This is a genomic window from Paraburkholderia sp. BGA-UO-ETr-F12 (assembly GCF_059567945.1).
This window is the reverse complement of the sequence record NZ_JCAQOZ010000067.1, coordinates 48,308-67,262: the sequence shown is the minus strand read 5'-3', so window position 1 is coordinate 67,262 and position 18,955 is coordinate 48,308. Positions and strand designations below refer to the sequence as shown.

The following is an 18,955-nucleotide window of genomic DNA, read 5'->3' as shown; positions in this document are numbered from 1 at the left end:
ATTTACGCAGCCGTGCGCCAGGCCCTGATCCTGCGGTTCAGCGGCTCGGAATAAAGCCTGGCAATGCCCGCGCTCAATGCGGCCGACAGCACAAAAAATCCCGCCAATAGCAGCAGCTTTACGTCGCCAGTCACAACACGCGGCGGCCACAGTGTTCGCATTGCGCCAAGCACGATCAGGTGGAAAAGGTATAGCTCGTAGCTAAGCCGCCCGAACCACTCCAAACCCAGCAGAACCCGGCCGACGCCAACGGCAGGCATAGCCGCCCGGCCCGACGCACCCAACAACAACACAGCGGTTCCCAAGGCCATTCCCGTCACACCGAGCACATTGGTTTCCGCAATCGGCCCACCCAGATACAGGACCACCATGGCCGCCGCCACAACGCCTTGCAGGAGGGCTGCCGCGCGACCGTGCAACGTTATCCGTTTCGCGAGCAAAGCCGTGCAGCAGCCAATCGCGATACCGTCGAACGAAGCGAAATAAGCGTACAGAAAACCGCCTTCATCCCCCTGATGGGTATAGCGATAAACCGGACCGATAACAATGATCGCAGCCCAGAAGATCAGCAGGCGCGCTTCACGCCGCAGGACGAGACAGAGGATCGGGAAGAACACGTAAAACACCTCTTCCACCGACAGCGACCACAGCACACCCAACGGGTAGTTGACCCACCCATGCATGCCGATGAGCACATTCATCCAGAAAGTCAGCGACGCCAGATTGACGAGCCAGAAAGAAACCGCTGTGCCGCCCGGCGCGTGATTTTGAAAGATGGCAACGCCCGCCAGCGCGAGCAGATTGACCGTGCCGAGCAGCAGCACGAGGCACGGGACAATGCGCGCAATACGCAATCGATAGAATGCCCGCGCGTTGATGCCGTCAAGACCGGACCAACGCCGCCCGGCATTCGACGTAATCAGATAACCCGAGATGACGAAGAACATCGTCACTCCGTAGTTACCGTTTCGGGCGACCGCCCGCACCGCATCCCAGCCGAATACCTGTGCCAGAAACGTGTCGTTCAGACGGTACGCAATGTTGAAGTGATGGAACAGGACAAGCAGAATCGAGACGCCGCGGATCACGTCGATCCGGGCGTTGCGTCGGCCAATGCTCATCATGCACGAGCCGCCGTCCACCTCACGAATACGGCGCCGACTTCTCGCAGGACAGCCTCGCGAGCGGGCATGCCAAGCGCGGGAGCATCGTAATAGGCTGCGATCAGAAGTGGCGCGCGTCCTGGTGGGCGCACGATGGCGTAGTCGTTGGTTTGTTCTTCCACGCTCGTTCCAGGTCGGTCAGCCGCTACCCAGTCCGCTGGCAACGTCGCGCGGAGCCGGTTCAGACCCGGCTTGCAGGCAATCATCCACTTTTCAAGTTGCGCACGCGATTGAGGGCTCAGCACATTGCCCAAAAGAATCTTGCTCGCCGAGTTCGCGATCGATCGTGGCGTCGTGGTATCGAGCACGCCGCTGTACCGGTTCGACTCGGGCTCGTACCGATCGGAACGCGTCACGGTATCGCCGAGACCGCGAACGAATTGGGTCAGACCGGCGGGACCGCCGGCGCTCCTCATCAACAGCACGGCCGCCGTATTGTCGCTAACTTCAACGATAGCCTGGCACAATGCGCCGACCGGCATCGCACCTTCAGCGACATGCGCCTTCGTCACAGGAGACGTAAAGACAAGGTCCTTCTCGGTGTACCGCACAAGGCGGCCAGGATCTTCCTTGCCGGCATCCACGCGGGCCAGCACCTGCGCGGCAAGCAATCCCTTGAAGGTGCTGCACATCAGAAAGCGTTCGTCGGCGCGATGAGCCAGGGTTCGGCCTGAACCGGTATCGATCGCGAACACACCGAGGCGTCCGCCATGGCGGCGTTCGACATCGGCTAGCGAAACCTCATTGGCGGCGCGTGCGACCGTCGCGCCGAGACCGAGTAGTAGAGGCAATCCGAGCGTCAAGCTCCTGCGGGTTGCGGAAATACTCACCGAATCGTCCTTTTATTCGAGTTTTGACTTCTTCTTCGGAATACAACGGCTCAACCTTGTTGGTGGCCTTGGCGGCGGAATGCGCTGTACTGGATTCACACAAAAAAACGGGCCAGTCCCGCGAAGGACTGGCCCGCTCACCGCATTCCATCACGTCTGAGGATTCGTATCGTCGGTGGCTTGAGCATTGGCGGCGTCGTCCTGCTTCTCGCCGTCTTTCTTCTCGACCAACCCCTCCAATGCACCGGCACCTTCAAAGCCGGCCACCGCTGCAATACCTTTCGTTAGCAGACCTGCATCCGGATCGACTTTTTCCGCTGCTTCAACGGCTGCTACTGCGCCAGCGATCTTGCCTACTTCGTCCAAGAGTCCCATTTCGCCCTCCGCGAGAAAAAGTGAAATGCCATCCTCTCACGAACTCGACGCGTTGTCGCCAAATGTAAAATTGATTTACCAGTTAGCCCAGAAGTCGAAATGGCATTGAAAGAAATGTCGAATCCACAGGCTTAAATCGGCTTCGTTACCGGCGCGGTGGCAGCCGGATCCGTGATGCTGATTTGCCCCGTTTCGACGTGACCCGCAATGCGCCTCAACCAGCCTGGATTGCCAGCAACAGTCAATTGAAAGTCATACCACTGGCTGCTGCACGACAGGTCCCAATGCGCTTCCACGCTCTTGCCCGCCGGCACCGTCACCGTGAGCGGCGCCTGACCATAGGCGACGTCGGCCACGCTGACCGTGAGCGGCATGCTCCCCGCGTTGGACAGCGTGACATAGACGTTGCCGTTGGCCACGTCATAGCAGGTCACGACATCCGGCTTGGCGGCAGCGTCCGCGCTCGACGAACCCGCGAAGCGCCGGAAGTATCCGTTCGGGCCGTAGACGTTCACCATGTAATTGCCATTCGTGTCGAACGCCCACGTATCGGTCAATTGCTTGCCAGCTTCGACGGTGTAGCGACGCGGCATCGCGGTCGGATCGCCCGTGTACACCCAGAAATGCGCGCCCTGCCTACCGGTGTTCGCGAACGTCAGCGCATAGCCTTGCGATTGCACCTGGCCGTTCACATGCAGCTCGTACGGCAACGCACGCGCGGGCCGCGGGCCGGGTTCCTGCGCCGTTACCAGTTGCTGCGCGGTACTGGCCGGCGCAGCCTGCGCCGTGGCGCGCGCGCATTGCAAATCGGCCTGGGCAACGTAGGTTTGCGTGCTAGGCAGCGACGGCACGGTAGCGTCGGATTTCGAGAAGTCGAGCGCTGCGGTCAGGTCGCCGCAAATCGCACGGCGCCATGGCGAGATGTTGGTTTCCATCACGCCGAAACGCTTTTCGATGAATTGCAGTACCGACGTGTGATCGAATACCTGCGAGCAGACGAAACCACCTTTCGACCACGGCGACACGACGGTCATCGGCACGCGCGGACCGAGACCGTACGGCAGATTGTCGGCGGTATAAGTACCGGCTTGCGTCGCGGTCACGACGTTATGCCGCTCCAGCGAAATGTCGACGGTACTCATACCCGAACCCGGCAACGTGGGTGCTTGCGGCGGCACCACGTGGTCGAAGAACCCGTCGTTCTCGTCGTACATGATGAACAGAACCGTCTTGCTCCACACATCGGGATTCGATGTCAGTGCATCGAGAATCGTCGAGATGTAGTTCGCGCCGTAGAGCGGTGTGAATTTCGGATGTTCCGAATACGCGGCGGGCGGCAGCAGCCATGACACTTGCGGCAATGCATTGGCCTGCACGTCCGCCTTCAACTGCGTCAACGTGCGTGTACTCATACCGCGATTCTGCAGCGACGACCCCGCCGGTGCATTCACGAAGTTCTGGAACGACGCTAGCATGTTCGTGCCGTAGTTGCCGCTGAAATTGTCGAAGCCGGTGCCTTGCTGGTAGATCTGCCACGAGATGCCGGCCGTCTCGAGCCGCTCGGGATAGGTGGTCCAGTTGAAGGGCTGCAGCTTGATCGTGTCGAACTGGTTGTCGATGAAATCGGTGTTGTCGAGCAGCGGGCCGCCACCGGTGGCGAGCGGGTCGACCATCCCCGTCATCAGATACATGCGGTTCGGGTGCGTGTTGCCGGGGATCGAACAGAAGTAGTGGTCGCACACGGTGAAGGCATCCGCGAGTGCGTAATGGAACGGAATGTCCTCACGCACGTGATAGCCCATCGTCATGTTGCTCTTCTGCACGGCCCACTTGTCGGCGCGGCCGCTGTCGATCGCACCGTGCGTGGTGGCCCACGTATGCGGCAGGCCGCCGATACATTGCGCGTTGACGTTCGGATTGGTCGTGTCGTAGCGGAACGGCGCGATCACCTTCGTCTGATCCTCCTGACGCGGCTGGAACCACACCGGTTGGCCATTCGGCAGCGTCACGGGGAAGCGGTCGTTATAGCCGCGCACGCCGCTCAGGTGACCGAGATAGTGATCGAACGAGCGGTTCTCCTGCATGAAGACAACAATGTGCTGCACGTCCTGAATCGTTCCCGTCACCGAAGCCGGCTCGATTGCGAGCGCTTTGCGAATCGATTCGGGAAACAGGGTAGTGGCGGCTGTCGCGCCCGCCAGTCCGGCGGACAGCTTCAGAAAATCTCGGCGCGTTTTGGTGACCATGCGATGGACCTGGTTTGAATTGCGGCTCAGGAGGCGGGCGGGACGAAGCCCGGCGGGCAACTCATGCGCGCGTTGGCGAGCGTGGCGTTGCCACATGCCGCCTTCGTCGATGCAGCGGGCGTCGACCCGGCCGACGGCAAGCTGTCGCCGCACGCGCCAAGAAGCGTTGTCACGGCAATCGCACCGACGAGCGCAAGAAGCCGGAATGCCGAAGTCGGCATGAGTGTCTCCGTGGAAATGAATGACGGACGCGAGCGCGCGTCGGCAACCGCCGCGCTTATGCGCCAGCGGTGCCGAGAAGATAATTACGCTTTATTACATGCGAGTGTCGTGGTGAAAAACAGGCCGACTACGGATAACCGTTAGCGCCCCGGAGGCTGAGGATTATTCGCCGGATTGGTATCGAACCGGGCAACCTTCTTGATGCCTTCATCACTGACGAGTGCCTGCAATTCGGCTTCCATCGCGTCGGCGATTTCTTTGCCGTATATCTCCTCGCCATTCACATAGACCGTGAACGACTGCAAGTACTTCGCTCGCTTCTGCGGGTTCTCGATTGTCTGCCGGGTCCATTGATAAAGCGGATAGTTTTCCATTCCGTGCTTTTCCGCTTCGCTGACGTAATCCGCGAAGGCGTCGAACTGACACTTCAAGCTCGCGCTGTGCCGGCGTAGCACTTCATGAAGCGCCGGATGCGAAACAGCCTGCTGGTCGGCGCGCAGATCAGCGCCAAGCTCGGGCGTGACGGTGATTCTTAGCTGGAATTGCCAGGTGAGTTCCATGTCGACCTCGGTATCGCGCCAGCAGCATGCGCTAGTGAAAATAAGCCGGCGCTACTGGCCGTCTTGCAGTGGCGACTATAAACCGGTTAATTCGGAATCGACTCGCCAATGCTTCCTGCATGAGTTAATTACGATCTGCTTTCAAATCAAAAGAAAATCAATCTTCAGTCAATTTCTCTCAGGACTTGCCGATAACACGTGGACCTGCCTTTGCACAAACGCCGAGGCGGGAGGCCACCTCATTCAGACCATAACCAAAGAGGCATTTAGAAGCCCATGTTTGCTTTGCGAAGGATTCTCCTCGTCATTCCGATTGCCACGCTCGCCGCGTGCTCGGTCGTCGCGCCGCCCTATTCGGCTTCCGTCGACAATATCCAGACACTCAAGAACGCAGCACCTCTGACAACGCGTCTCGGCACGTTCACCAACGATAAAGCCGACGGCGATCATTCGTCCGTGCAGTTGCGTGCGAACCGTATGACTTCGCCGGTTGGCGATTCGTTTGCCCAATACCTTTCTGGCGCCTTGCAGCAGGAACTGTCCATCGCCCGCGCGTTATCGCCCGATGCCAAGGTCGAACTGAGCGGCGTGCTGCTGAAGAATAACGTCGACGCCAACATCGGCACGGCCACCGGCACGATCTCCGCTCGCTTCATCGTCAAGCGCGGCGACGAAGTGCGATACGACAGCGTGAAAACCGCAACGACGCAATGGGACTCGGCATTCGCAGCCGCGATCGCGATTCCGCGGGCGACCCAGGAATATCCGCTGATCGTCCAGAAACTGCTCGCGTCGCTCTACGCGGATCCCGCGTTCATGCAAGCCATCCAGTAACCCTCCTTTTCTCACAGAGCAGAAATCATCATGAAGCTGATGCACCTTATTCGCAGTATCGCGGTCACCGGCGCAATCGCGTCGCTCGCAGGTTGCGCACACGACATCACCATCTCCGGCGACCCGGCTGCACTCACGGCGGCCACCACCGCGGCAACGGCACCGGCGAGCGCGCAAACGCCGCCGATCAACAAGACGGTCGGGCTTGTGATTACCGACGAACTGCGCACCAAGGAAGTCGTTACGCCGGGCGGCGGTGGCGACAAGGTAGCCTACAAACCGTATCGCGATCTGGAACTGCCGATCTATGTCGAACTGAGCCAGGTGTTCAGCAATGTGGTGAAGCTGAATGCCGCGCCGGATCAGGCAACGGTCCAGTCAAAAAATCTGAGCTACGTGGTCACGCCGACCATCTCGACGACGTCCTCGTCGCCTAGCCTTCTGACCTGGCCGCCGACCGATTTTTCGGTGACGCTCGTGTGTACCGTGACCGATCCGAGCGGCAAGCTCGTGACGAAAAAGGAAGTGACGGGTAACGGTCACGCGGAGTTCAGCGAATTCAAGCGCAATTTCGGTCTCGCCGCACAACGCGCGACGACTGACGCCGTGCAGAAGCTGCAAGCCGCCATGCAGGACACGCCGGAACTGCGTCAGTAAAAGCAGTCCGCGATGATCGGCGCCCGCTGCATTCGGCGGGCGCATCGTTTAGTTCAGAAGAGTTGCTCGCCAGCTTCAAGCCAATCACACCTTATCGGCGGAATGCGCGGCAAGGTTTTTTTCGAGCCGCGGGATCTCCTCACCCCGGACCGACTTGCCGAGAAGAAAGCCCTGAGCATGCGTGCATCCGCAAACCCGCACGAAATTCAGCTGTTCCTGCGTCTCGATGCCTTCCGCCGTGGTCGGCATGCCGATTTCCCGTGCCAAAGCCACGATCCCGCGAACCACGGCCGCGGATTCGCGGCGATGTACGGACTCCTTGACGAACGAACTGTCGATCTTGAGCTTGTCGAATGAGAAACGCACGAGTGTCGACATGGTTGAAAAACCCGTGCCGAAATCGTCGAGCGCGAGGCCGATGCCCAACGCACGCAGCTTCTCGACGTTTTGCCGGGTGACGCTATCGTCGCTCAACAACACCGTTTCCGTGACTTCGATATTCAGACGTGCCGGCGGCAATCCCGTCTTGCCAAGAATCGCGGCGACTGTCGACGCAAACGACTCCTCCCGCAACTGCACCGGCGACACATTCACCGCGACGCTCACCGCATCACGCCAGTTGGCCGCTTCCGTACAGGATTGCAGCAAAGCCCACTCGCCGAGTGCAAGGATGAGGCCGGTACGTTCGGCAGTAGGAATGAAGGCTGAGGGAGAAAGCTCGCCGCGAGTCGGATGCGTCCAGCGCAGCAGCGCCTCGCGGCCGGAAATCGTGTCGTCGCTGAGATCGACAATCGGCTGGTACTCCATGCGCAGATCGCGATAAGACTGCATCGCGCCTTCCAGATCGCTGCGCAGCAAGCTCAAACTTTCGTCGGAGGCGTGTCTGACCGCATCGAAGATCGCGAAGGCGCTCTTGCCGCTGCGCTTGACAGCGTACAACGCGCGGTCCGCGCAGATAAGCAATTGCGGCCCGGTGGTTGCGTGCTCCGGATAGAGCGAGACGCCCACGCTGCCGCCGATGTGCACCAATGCCTCGGTCAGTGCGAAAGGACGTGCGAGTGTTTTGACGATGCGATCCGCCAGCAAATCGACGTCACGGGTCGATGCCGTGCCGTCGGTAATGGCGACAAACTCGTCGCCCGCCTGGCGTCCGACCAGGCCGCCGGCCGTCAGCACTTCGCGCAATCGAATCGCGGCCTCCTGAAGAATCTGATCGCCGGCGGCGTGGCCCAGGCTGTCATTGATCGCCTTGAAGCCGTCGAGGTCGATCAGCAGGACCGCGAATCGATAGTCCTGCCGCAACGAGCCCGCCGCGGTGCGCTCCAGCAGAAGCTCGTTAATGCGCGCGCGGTTGGGCAGGCCGGTGAGGCTGTCATGATGAGCGAGCCGGTGACTGCTTTCGCGCGCCAGCAGCAGCGCAACGATGTCGCGATTGCTGCGCAACGCCACGGTGAAGAAACCCGCCGCGCAAAACGGCGCCTGGAACAGCAGCACGAGCTTGCCGGAGCCGGGAGAAAGGGCCGCCCCGCAAGCCAATAGCCCGAGAATGAACGAAATCTGCAGAAGCACGAGCCGGGGCGTGCCCGCGTTGCGTCCGGCCAGTCCGCCGATCACGCCCACCGCGCAAACGTTGCCGAGCAGGAAAAGCGTCTGGTCGCCGCTGGTATTGCACAGAAACGTGCCAAAGCCGAATACGGCTGCCCAGAGAATACTCGCGAGGAGAAAGGCTGAGGTAGGAGTCGGAAGGTTGCGGGCGCTGCGCCGGTGGCACAGCCAGATCAGCATGAGACGCGCAATCAGCAACGCGACCACGGCGCAGCCCCACGCCGCGTAAAGGGCCGTTGGATACAGGTAGTAGGCGGTCGCGCAAACGCTGATTTCGCAAATCGACGCAAATACAATCGACGCGGTTCGAGTGAACAGGTTGGCAAGCAATATTTGCCGATTGTCAGCGCTCAGATTCTGAGCGGAGGACACTACCCATTTGAAAAATGGAGACCTTGGTTCGCTGAAAGCCATGACCTGCGCATTTTTAATGGTTAGTGGAATACTCCGCGCGATTATCACGTAAACACAAAGCGTCCGGTGCAAAGCATCAGCCCTGCTCCCGGACACATTAAGCCTGTGCAACCACAGTGCCGCTCAAACGACTTCCACAGGTACCCGTTTTGCCAACGCGCACATCAGCTCATATCCGATGGTTCCCGACGCGTGGGCGACGTCGTCGATCCTGACCTGATCACCCCATAGCTCGACTTTCGAACCGATCCGCGCATGCGGGCAAGGCGACAGGTCGACGGTCAGCATGTCCATCGAAACACGGCCCACCACTTGCGTCATCACGCCGTCGACCGCGATGGGTGTACCCGTGGGTGCATGCCGGGGATAACCGTCCGCATAGCCGCACGCAACCACGCCAATGCGCATGTCACGATTCGCGGCGAAGGCGCGACCATAGCCGACTGTTTCCTGCGCCGACAACGACTGCACGCCGATCACTTCGCTTGTGAACGTCATTGAAGCGCGCAAGCCCACGTCGTCAATGTGACGCGACTGACCGGTGGGCGAACCGCCATAGAGCACGACACCCGGGCGCACCCAGTCGCGATGCGCCTGGGGATGCCACAGAACGGCCGCGGAGTTCGCGAGACTTCGTTGACCCGGGATGTCTTGCGTCACCGCATCGAAACGATCCATCTGCCATGCAACGTCGCCTTCGTCCGCATTCGCGAAATGGCTCATCAGTGTGATGTCCGCGATACCCGGAATCGATTTCGCCTCCTCCCACGCGGCGCGGTATGCGTCGGGCCGGAAGCCGAGGCGATTCATGCCGGAGTTCATTTTCAGACTCACGTTGACGCGCTTGCCTGATGACGACAGGCGCAACAGATCGAGTTGCTCACGGCAATGCACGGCCATGGAAAGATCGAACTGTTGGGCGATCTGCACATCATCCGGCCGGAAGATACCTTCCAGAAGAAGGACCGGCCTGGTCCAACCCAATTCGCGCACGCGGACCGCTTCGTCGAGATCGAGTAGCGCGATGCCGTCGGCACTCGCGAGCGCCGGGAAAATGCGCTCGATGCCGTGTCCGTATGCATTGGCTTTGACCACGGCCCAAACCCGTGATCGAGGTGCCCGCTGTTTGACGATGGAGAGATTATGGGCAACTGCAGCGGGATGAATCTGCGCAACGATGGGGCGTGGCATAGGAGGCGTTGAGGCTTGTTTGGAAAGGGAATAGATGCCTGTTGCTAACAACCAGCGTTATGCATGACAGGCAGCGTTTTCCACTATCGTATCGAGGCTCTGCCAGTTTTTGTTAATGTATTGTTTTGATTTTCAGGTTTATTTTTCGTTTTAACGGACCTGATTCTGTCCGCACGGAAAGTGTCGGTTCGCAGCGCAGCACGAACGACACCCTCCGGCGCGAGCGCTCATTGGATATCCAGCACCGGTTGGCTTTTCACCAGATCGTCGATCGCCTTGATCTGCGATAGGAAAGCTTCGAGCAGATGAAGCGGCAACGCGCTCGGGCCATCGCAGCGCGCACGATCAGGGTCCGGGTGAGCTTCCAGAAAGAGTCCGGCCAGCCCGACTGCCATCCCGGCGCGAGCGAGGTCGACCACCTGGCGGCGACGGCCGCCGGACGCTTCGCTCGCGGGATCGCGGCGTTGCAGACTGTGCGTGACGTCGAATATCACCGGGCAGTTGTCGCTCGCGTCACGCATCTCGCGGAACCCCAACATATCCACGACGAGGTTGTCGTAGCCAAACGAACTGCCACGCTCGCACAAAATCACCTGGCGATTGCCGGCCTCGTTGCATTTCGCCACCACGTGTTTGATCTGCGCGGGACTCATGAACTGCGGCTTCTTCACGTTGACCGGCTTACCCGTGCTCGCAATCGCCACCACCAGATCCGTTTGACGGGCAAGAAACGCCGGCACCTGAAGCACGTCCGCAACGTCGGCAACCGGGCGGGCCTGCGCGACTTCGTGCACGTCCGTAATGACCGGAACGCCGAATCGCTGCTTCACCGCGCTCAGTATCTCGAGCCCTTCATCGAGCCCAACCCCGCGATAAGAATGCATCGATGAGCGGTTCGCCTTGTCGAACGAGGCCTTGAAGACGAACGGCACGTTCAGCTTGTGCGTGACTTCGACATATTTCTCACACACGTCCAGCGTGAAATCGAGGCTTTCGAGTACATTCAGGCCGCCGAAAAGTACGAACGGCAGCGTGTTGCCGAGCGTCACGCCCGGTGCGATATCGATATTCATGATGTTCTCCCTACGTTTGATAAGCCACATTCGCGCGAGCACGCGCACTGATGTGGAAACAATCTTAGCCGTCGCTCAATGCATCAGCCCGCGTGTGTAGAACGGCGCGAGCTGTTGACAGGCAGAGACTACCACCGGAGCGCCGGACAACCTTGCTTGAATGATTGAGAGCGGCGTTGCTTACCGCGGATGAAGCAGGAGGCATCGCATCGCAATGGTATTGTGCCCCTCGGATATGAGTTGTTCGGCAGCGGAGCGAACTGCCGCTTCATTGAAGTCCGCGAGAACTGCCGCGGCACCAGGAAACGCTGCGCTACCTTCAACGCGTTTTCTGACGATAGCGCAGCGAATCGATAACCAGCGCCAAGGCTCGTGAAGACTCCGAACGACTCGCGTAGTACGCGTGTAAACCTGGAAACGTTGGGCACCAGTCGTCGAGCACGCGAACAAGGCGTCCCGCCGTGACGTGAGCCTGCACCAGATCCGATGGCAGGTAGGCAAGACCATAGCCCGCCAACGCGGCGTCGAGCATGTGATAGCTGCCGTTGAATGAGAGCTGGCCCTCCACGCGCACCTGAACTTCACGACTGCCTTTTTTTAGCTCCCAGGCATAGAAGCCGCCGAGTGTCGGCAAACGCAAATTGATGCAGTTGTGCTGCATCAGATCCTGAGGCTTCTTCGGCTGCGGCTTGTTCTCCAGGTACGTCGGCGAGCCGACGATCGCCATCTTCATATCCGCGGCAATGCGAACCGCGATCATGTCTTTCGCGACCTGATCGCCATGACGGATGCCGATATCGTAGCGATCCGCGACGATATCGGTGAGGCCATAGTCCGTCATGATCTCGATCTTGATCTCCGGATACTTGTGCAGCACTTTAGACAGCTTGGGCCAGAGAACCGTGTTGGTGGCGTGATCTGTCGCCGTGATGCGAATCGTGCCGGCAGGCTTGTCGCGGAGTTCGGTTACCGCCATCAGTTCAGCTTCGATTTCCCCGAAGCGAGGCGCCACCCGCTGCAGGATACGGTCACCCGCTTCGGTAGGCGACACGCTGCGCGTGGTCCGCGTCAGCAAGCGCAGGCCAAGCCGGCTTTCGAGTGCACGAATGGTGTGGCTCAACGCGGATTGGGACACACCTAGCTGCGCGGCCGCGCGGGTGAAGCTGCGTTCGCGTGCAACAGCGATGAAGGCAAGCAGATCGTTGAAATTTTCGCGTGGCATTGATGAACCGATCTCATGGGTGTTGGTGGGATTTAACCACTAGTCACACATGAGCGCATTGACTAGATTCGTCATGCCAATCGCGGCTGTACTAGCCGGGCCGCTTCTCCAACACCTCTTTTACAACCGGCAACGCGGAGAATACGTTCGGCCAACCCGCGTAGAAGGCCAACTGCGTCATCACTTCGGAGGCTTGCGCCTTCGTGAGGCCGTTGTCCATTGCCCGGTTCAGGTGATACGTCAGTTGCGCGAACTGCCCCGTGGCGACAAGCGCACTGACCGTCACCAGGCTTCGATCTCGGGGCGTGAGGCCCGGACGCAGCCAGAGATCGTGAAAAAGCGCTTCCGTCGTGTAGTGCACGACACCTGGCGCCACCGCACCGAAGTTCTTCTCGACGGCTGTTGCCCTTTGAGCTTCCGCGGCCTCGTCGATTGGAAGCTGTTCGCCCGGAACCGCCGGCAGCCCGGATAGCGTGATCCCGCGCTTATCGAAAGCCGGCTTTGCGGCCACCACAGCCGACGCCGCATTGCCCCAACCGGAATAGAACGCCAGATGCGTGACGATTTCGGAAAACTCATTCGGCTTCACGCCGCTATCGAGCGCCAGGTTCAGGTAAAACGGAATATCGGTGGTCTGATTGCGCGCAATCAGCACCGCTAGCGTAACGATGCTGCGATCCCGGGCAGACAGTTGCGGGCGCTTCCAGAGATCGCCAAGCAGTACGCCGTTCGTGTAATGCTCGAGCGCCGGCGAGACAGTGCGCATAGCATCGAGCGTGGATGTCGGCGGAAGAGAAGCTACCTTCGTCATATCGGTTGTCCTTTCAATGTGCGAACAGGCGCCGAGCCCCAAAGAAAGCACGGTCGCTACTACGGCAAAATATTTCATCTTGCGATTCCATCCTGTAGATGACGTGCGCAGCGGTCGAATCGGGCGCGTGGCGCGGAATGTCCGCGGGTTCATGAGCAATCTAGCCATCTCGCGCGCGCGTGACTAGATGCTAAATTCCGCAAACACTTATGAATCAGGTTCATAACAGCATGCGGTTTAGTGGACTTAATCTCTAGACGGTGAGTCTCTATGATCTGAACCACGGGAAAAACCTGCACGGAGAAAAGTAATGGACTATCGATATCTGGGCCGTAGCGCCCTTAAAGTTTCGCCCCTGTGTCTGGGCGCGATGATGTTCGGCGGCGAAACGGACGAAACCACGTCGAAGCGCATCATCGACAAGGCGTTCGATCAGGGTGTCAATTTCATCGATACGGCGGACGTCTATCACGCCGGCCGTTCCGAGGAGATCGTGGGACGCGCGGTCGCCGGGCAACGCGATAGCTGGGTCATTGCCACGAAGTTCGGCTATCCGACCACTCAAGGTCCGAACGAACAGGGACAGTCGCGCAAGTGGATCATTCAGTCGGTCGATGCAAGCCTCAAGCGCCTGGGCACGGACTACATCGACATTCTCTACTTCCATCGCGCGTTACTCGACGCGCCGCTCGACGAAGCCGTGCGCACGATCGGCGACCTGATTCGCCAGGGCAAGGTTCGCTACTTCGGTCTGTCTAATTTCCGCGGCTGGCGCATTGCCGAAATCGTGCGTCTTGCCGATCAGTTTGGCATCGATCGGCCGGTCGCCAGCGAGCCGCTCTACAACATGGTGGATCGCACCGCCGAGATCGAGCAATTGCCCGCAGCGGCGCACTATGGTCTCGGCGTCGTACCTTATAGCCCACTGGCTCGTGGCGTACTGACCGGCAAATATGCGCTGGATGGCGCACCGCCGGCCGATTCGCGCGCGGGGCGCGGCGACAAGCGCATCCAGCAGACCGAGTGGCGCCCCGAATCGCTGGCGATCGCGCAGAAGCTCGCGGCTCATGCCGCGGCGCGCGGTACGAATTCGATTGCGTTCGCGTTGGCGTGGGTGCTCAAGAACCGATTCGTCAGCTCCACTATCGCCGGTCCTCGCACCGAGGCACATTGGGACAGCTATATTCAAGCGCTGAATGTGGAACTGGGACCCGAAGACGAGAAGTTTGTCGATAGCCTGGTGCCGCCCGGCCATGCGTCGACGCCGGGGTATACGGATCCGGGGTATCCGATCGAAGGTCGCCGGGTTGGTTGATGCAGCGTGGGGGGTTGATCGGTTTTGTGGGAGGCATGACTCCCTTGGGATCGATGTTTCGGTATGGGCGCGCCACTGGTGAAGCGCCGGCCGGCGGGCGTCATCCGATTTCAGCCCCGTGATCCAAGCTTGAACAGAAGGAGTCCTGGTCGCGCGATAGTAGGACCTTAGGTACCGCCGAAATTCGTCGCACTCGACTTAAGCGTCGCTCCGCCGGGCCACTGTGCGAGCTCAAAGCTGATAGTTGCGTCCTCGTACTGTCCGCCCCGAGTTGTTGCCTGAAACGACATGAGCAATTCGAATCGCCGGCTTCCATTCGTCGGCGACCTCGGGAAAATGCAACATATCTGGCGTCGACTCCGTAATACGCATAAGTGACGGGATGACATTCCAGCTTGACGAACCATTGATGAAAAGCTCGGGCACAAAAAGAGCGGCGTCACCGCCTGAATGTCGGGACGCCGCCTGAATCACACACCCGCAGGACGAGATAGACCGCGCGAGTGAGCTCACAGTATCGGTCGCCGTTGCTGGCTTCAAGACGAAAAATTTTCCTTTGTAACAATAGCCGCGGCACCATTTACGCCATTTGGCCGGATCGTTTCCGTTCGCCCCGTCGTCCGTACCGCATTCGTATGAGGACATATCACCGCAGCCTCCGCAAAGTTACAAGACCGGAAAACTGTTACAAAAGCGCTCGCCATTCGTCCGTGCCGACAACGGTCTCGTGAGCTGCGTCCTTTCCGGTAGCTTACGGGCTGTGAGATATGTCTAAACGTACAGTATCGTAGGTCGCACGCGAAGATCTAGACTTATAGTTCCGAGGCAAATACGGAGCGCGCCATGGTTACGAAAACCGACCGTCGGACATTTTCCGGGCTGACCGCGGCGTTTTTGTCGGGTCCGCGGGCCAAGCAAAGGGTCTCCTACACCGTGAAGGCAGCCCAGCAGCGTGCCGACGAAGCCTGGAGACGTACCGCGCACGGCGTCCATAGCTCCCCACTCATTAAAGCCCCGAAAGCCTGATTATTAAAAATCACAAACAAAACTAAGCTTGCCGTCCGAATCAGCCGTCATCAGACCGGAGACTAACCATGACTGCGCCGCAAAAACCTTTCGGTGTCACGCTGAAGCCGCAAGCCCGGGCTCCACGCAAGCTGATCGAGGTCCCCGACCCCGAGGCACGCCCCGATCTGATGGAAGCCGTTCGCCGAGTCGTGACGGAGAATCGGGAAGCCGGAGGGCGACGTCGCCGGGAATAAATCGATCCCGCATTCTGGTCCTGGCGCAATGGGAAGCGCTCGCCGCCTCCCTCGTGCCTGCGGCGGCGTAAATGGAAGCGGCCGCGTTGCGCGACCGCGCGCCGCAAATATTGACCTCGCGGACGTGCTCGCTGAGGAAGTGGAAGAGTTGTACGCCATCCATCCTGACAAACGGATAGAGCTGGATGTGATCGGCGATTCGCAGGGCGTCTGGGACGGCCAGCGCCCGCAGCAATTGCTCGGAAACCTCGTACACAACGCCATCAGGTATGGCGCCCGGGATGCGCCGGCGCGCGTAGTGGTGATCTGCGATGTAACACAGATCCGTATCGAAGTCAGGAACAGCGGACCGGCCATTGCGCGCACATCGCTGGCGCGCATCTTTGATCCCCTGGCTCGCGGCGACGAACATGAGGACAAAAGCGACGCCAGCAATCTCGGACTAGGCCTCTATATTGCTAACGAAATTGCCAAGGCTCATCATGGTGAAATCGAGGCGCGGTCTGACGGAACGGAGACGGCGTTTTCGGTGTTACTCCCGCGTGCGGGCGACCTGTAAATTTCCTTCGGCGCGAACGCGCCAGATGAACGGGCTCGTCTGCTTTCTGCTCGGTGAGAGCCGTGCTTGACGAACGACACATGCAACGTGTGCTGATACTCGGGTGGCGCCGCCATTCCCTCATTCCCCGGCCGGGCGATGGACGATAAGAATGCGCGGTTCCCATCGCGATCGAATTGGACAACGAGATAATATATCGGCCAGTCATATCAGCCTCCACAATATTCAAACCGGGAGTAGAACATGCCGGACAAACGGCAAGCAGGCGATACGATCCAGAACTGGACAGACAAATGGGTGGCATCTGTCTCTGACTATGCAATTTGTGCGATTTCTCCCGAAGGCCGGATCCTGACCTGGAATCCCGGCTGCGTAACTATTCACGGATACCAGCCGGACGAAATTATCGGCCACATGCTGGACGTCCTCTACACGGAGGACGACCGCCAGAAACGGGCGCTTGCGACCTGCCTCGAAAGCGCGCGGCGCATAGGGCGCCATGACACTGAAGGCTGGCGAGTCCGCAAGAATGGGTCAACGTTTTGGGCCAGCGACGTAACTACTGCGTTGCATGCGGAAAGCGGGCAACTTGTCGGTTACGTGAATATCGTGCGCGATGTCACGGAAAAGAAGGCCGCGCACGACGCGGTACTTGAAAGCGAACGGCGCTTCCGTGTGCTGGTGAATGGGGTGACGGACTACGCGATCTTCATGCTCTCGCCGGAAGGGGTGATCACAAACTGGAACTCCGGCGCACGGCGCATCAAGGGCTACACCGCCGAGGAAATCATCGGATCGCATTTCTCGCGTTTTTACACACCGGCAGACGCGGCGACTGGACTGCCACAGCGCGGGCTGGCCACTGCCGCAAGAGAGGGGCGATTCGAAGCGGAAGGATGGCGAGTCAGGAAAGATGGCACCCGTTTCTGGGCGCACGTCGTGATCGACGCAATTCACAACGATGACGGAACGCTTGCTGGATTTGCGAAGATTACCCGTGACATCACCGAGCGGATGGAGGCGAACCGGGCTCTTGAAGAGACCAGGACGGCGCTGTTCCAGTCCCAGAAGATGGAGGCGATCGGCAAGCTGACAGGTGGCGTCGCGCACGATTTCAACAATGTATTGCAGGTATTGCGCGGCAACCTGGAACTGCTGGAAAACCGCCATGCCGGCGACCGATGGACCCGCGATCGGCTTGACAAGGCGATCGACGCGGTAGAGCGCGGCGCGAAACTGGCATCCCAACTGCTCGCCTTTGGACGCCGCCAGCCTTTGCGACCGGTTGTGATTAACCTGGCGCCCGCGATACGAGGCATGGACGATCTGCTGCGGCGCGCGCTGGGTGAAACCATTGAGGTGGAAACGGTCGTCGCCGGCGGGCTATGGAACACGATCGTGGACATTCATCAGCTCGAGAACGTCATTCTCAATCTGGCAATCAACGCGCGCGATGCGATGCCGGATGGCGGAAAGCTGACCATGGAACTGGCCAATGCAATGCTCGACGATCAATACGTTGCCGGACTGCCCGATGTGCCGGCAGGCCAGTACGTCATGCTCGCCGTCACCGACACGGGCACGGGCATGCCGGCTAACGTGCTCGAGCGGGCATTCGACCCATTCTTTACGACGAAACCTGAAGGGGCGGGAACCGGCCTGGGTTTGAGCATGGCCTATGGTTTCGTCAAGCAAAGCGGCGGACATACCCGCATCTATAGCGAGCTCGGGCATGGCACCACCGTGAAGATCTACCTGCCGCGCTCCACCGAAGCGGCAATGGAACCTCCCGCGAGACCGAGCGTCAGGTTGCTAGGCGGAACAGAGACCATTCTCGTCGTGGAAGACGATCTCAAAGTGCAATCGACCGTCGTCGATACGCTGTCAGGTCTTGGTTACAGCGTGCTGAAGGCAGACTGCGCCGAAGAGGCGTTGACCGTGATTCGAAGCGGTGTCCACATTGACCTGCTTTTTACGGATGTCGTGATGCCGGGGGCCGTGCGCAGTCCCGACATGGCTGCGCAAGCGGTGCAGCTTCTGCCGCGCCTGAAGGTGCTTTTCACCTCCGGTTATACGCAGAACGCGATCATTCACGGTGGACGGCTCGACCCAGGGGTCGAACTGCTGAGCAAGCCATACACTCGCGAACAACTCGCCTACAAGATCCGCCAGCTGCTGGGAGGAACTGGCGCGCCGCTCGAGAGCGAGGGCGCGACGCTGTCGGAAGCAGGCTGCGGCACGACAGGTCTGCGGGTTCTTCTGGTCGACGACGATCCCTCGCTGCTGGAAGCTACGAGCGAATTGGCAAAAATACTCGGACACGACCCAGCCGCGACCGCGTCGCCGGAAGAGGCCCTGCGCTGGCTGAGGGACGAGGCATTCGACGTATTACTCGCCGATCTGGTGATTCCCGGCATGTCCGGAATCGAACTTGCCGAACAGGCGATTCAGATACAGCCTGCGCTGCGCATTGTCTTCGCCTCGGGCAATGAGATGCCCGACGTTCCAGCGCTGAAGTTTCGTTGGAAGGCGTTGCGCAAGCCCTATACCCTGGAAGAGCTGGATAAGGTACTGGACCAGCCTGAAATTTAGATGCGCTCATCGGTGTACTGGCCA

The 18,955-nt window shown here is 59.7% G+C and carries 17 protein-coding genes and 1 pseudogene; 6 read left to right on the top strand and 12 right to left on the bottom strand.

Annotation, left to right across the window (positions count from 1 at the left end):
• Positions 1 to 2: 2 nt before the first annotated feature.
• The 6 genes from AC57B6_RS36845 to AC57B6_RS36820 all read right to left on the bottom strand — a co-directional run bounded on the left by AC57B6_RS36845 (position 3) and on the right by AC57B6_RS36820 (position 5,396).
• Positions 3 to 1,121: an acyltransferase family protein gene (locus AC57B6_RS36845; RefSeq protein WP_496423310.1), complete on the bottom strand. Its 1,119-nt coding sequence runs from the start codon at positions 1,119 to 1,121 to the stop codon at positions 3 to 5.
• On the bottom strand, positions 1,121 to 1,993 hold the full coding sequence (gene bla / locus AC57B6_RS36840; protein WP_496423175.1) for a class A beta-lactamase: 873 nt from the start codon (positions 1,991 to 1,993) through the stop codon (positions 1,121 to 1,123). Before bla ends, AC57B6_RS36845 begins: the two co-directional genes overlap by 1 nt.
• Positions 1,994 to 2,143: 150 nt before the next feature.
• Positions 2,144 to 2,368 (bottom strand): hypothetical protein, encoded by a 225-nt coding sequence (locus tag AC57B6_RS36835; protein WP_028195334.1) that lies wholly within the window; start codon positions 2,366 to 2,368, stop codon positions 2,144 to 2,146.
• Positions 2,369 to 2,499: 131 nt separating this feature from the next.
• Positions 2,500 to 4,614: a phosphocholine-specific phospholipase C gene (locus tag AC57B6_RS36830; RefSeq protein ID WP_496423174.1), complete on the bottom strand. Its 2,115-nt coding sequence runs from the start codon at positions 4,612 to 4,614 to the stop codon at positions 2,500 to 2,502.
• Positions 4,615 to 4,640: 26 nt separating this feature from the next.
• Positions 4,641 to 4,835, bottom strand: coding sequence for a hypothetical protein (locus tag AC57B6_RS36825; protein WP_106355599.1), 195 nt, complete (start codon positions 4,833 to 4,835; stop codon positions 4,641 to 4,643).
• 141 nt (positions 4,836 to 4,976) lie between these two features.
• Entirely contained in the window at positions 4,977 to 5,396 is a 420-nt protein-coding gene (locus AC57B6_RS36820) for a hypothetical protein (protein WP_496423173.1), read from the bottom strand.
• 276 nt (positions 5,397 to 5,672) lie between these two features.
• On the opposite strand from AC57B6_RS36820, the gene AC57B6_RS36815 reads away from it, so the two are divergent.
• Both AC57B6_RS36815 and AC57B6_RS36810 read left to right on the top strand, forming a co-directional pair.
• Positions 5,673 to 6,230: a hypothetical protein gene (locus tag AC57B6_RS36815; RefSeq protein ID WP_315696909.1), complete on the top strand. Its 558-nt coding sequence runs from the start codon at positions 5,673 to 5,675 to the stop codon at positions 6,228 to 6,230.
• A 30-nt stretch (positions 6,231 to 6,260) separates the two neighbouring features.
• On the top strand, positions 6,261 to 6,887 hold the full coding sequence (locus AC57B6_RS36810) for a hypothetical protein (protein WP_444514035.1): 627 nt from the start codon (positions 6,261 to 6,263) through the stop codon (positions 6,885 to 6,887).
• An 84-nt stretch (positions 6,888 to 6,971) separates the two neighbouring features.
• Here AC57B6_RS36810 and AC57B6_RS36805 read toward each other — a convergent pair whose 3' ends face one another.
• The 5 genes from AC57B6_RS36805 to AC57B6_RS36785 form a co-directional block, all read right to left on the bottom strand.
• Complete coding sequence (locus AC57B6_RS36805; protein WP_046572301.1) at positions 6,972 to 8,906, bottom strand: putative bifunctional diguanylate cyclase/phosphodiesterase; 1,935 nt, start codon at positions 8,904 to 8,906, stop codon at positions 6,972 to 6,974.
• A gap of 123 nt (positions 8,907 to 9,029) precedes the next feature.
• Positions 9,030 to 10,097, bottom strand: a complete 1,068-nt coding sequence (gene alr, locus AC57B6_RS36800) for an alanine racemase (protein WP_051743246.1) — start codon at positions 10,095 to 10,097, stop codon at positions 9,030 to 9,032.
• A gap of 227 nt (positions 10,098 to 10,324) precedes the next feature.
• Positions 10,325 to 11,170 carry a 3-deoxy-8-phosphooctulonate synthase gene (gene kdsA / locus AC57B6_RS36795; protein WP_028195341.1) on the bottom strand — a complete coding sequence of 282 codons (846 nt, stop codon included), beginning with the start codon at positions 11,168 to 11,170 and terminating at the stop codon, positions 10,325 to 10,327.
• 319 nt (positions 11,171 to 11,489) lie between these two features.
• The gene (locus tag AC57B6_RS36790) at positions 11,490 to 12,392 is read right to left on the bottom strand and encodes a LysR family transcriptional regulator (protein ID WP_496423172.1); all 903 of its coding nucleotides are present in this window, start codon (positions 12,390 to 12,392) and stop codon (positions 11,490 to 11,492) included.
• A 91-nt stretch (positions 12,393 to 12,483) separates the two neighbouring features.
• Positions 12,484 to 13,203: a carboxymuconolactone decarboxylase family protein gene (locus AC57B6_RS36785; protein WP_244144186.1), complete on the bottom strand. Its 720-nt coding sequence runs from the start codon at positions 13,201 to 13,203 to the stop codon at positions 12,484 to 12,486.
• Between the two features lie 310 nt (positions 13,204 to 13,513).
• Between AC57B6_RS36785 and AC57B6_RS36780 the strand changes: the two genes are divergently transcribed.
• Positions 13,514 to 14,518 (top strand): aldo/keto reductase, encoded by a 1,005-nt coding sequence (locus AC57B6_RS36780; RefSeq protein WP_183797560.1) that lies wholly within the window; start codon positions 13,514 to 13,516, stop codon positions 14,516 to 14,518.
• A gap of 231 nt (positions 14,519 to 14,749) precedes the next feature.
• On the opposite strand, the gene AC57B6_RS36775 is transcribed toward AC57B6_RS36780, so the two are convergent.
• Positions 14,750 to 15,163 (bottom strand): hypothetical protein, encoded by a 414-nt coding sequence (locus tag AC57B6_RS36775; protein WP_454806902.1) that lies wholly within the window; start codon positions 15,161 to 15,163, stop codon positions 14,750 to 14,752.
• Between the two features lie 449 nt (positions 15,164 to 15,612).
• On the opposite strand from AC57B6_RS36775, the gene AC57B6_RS36770 reads away from it, so the two are divergent.
• From AC57B6_RS36770 to AC57B6_RS36760, 3 genes and pseudogenes are all read left to right on the top strand, one after another.
• Complete coding sequence (locus tag AC57B6_RS36770) at positions 15,613 to 15,780, top strand: hypothetical protein (protein WP_216751448.1); 168 nt, start codon at positions 15,613 to 15,615, stop codon at positions 15,778 to 15,780.
• 106 nt (positions 15,781 to 15,886) lie between these two features.
• A pseudogene (locus AC57B6_RS36765) lies at positions 15,887 to 16,339 on the top strand (sensor histidine kinase); the annotation flags it as partial.
• Positions 16,340 to 16,582: 243 nt separating this feature from the next.
• Positions 16,583 to 18,931 carry a hybrid sensor histidine kinase/response regulator gene (locus tag AC57B6_RS36760; RefSeq protein WP_496423171.1) on the top strand — a complete coding sequence of 783 codons (2,349 nt, stop codon included), beginning with the start codon at positions 16,583 to 16,585 and terminating at the stop codon, positions 18,929 to 18,931.
• The last annotated feature ends 24 nt before the right edge of the window (positions 18,932 to 18,955 follow it).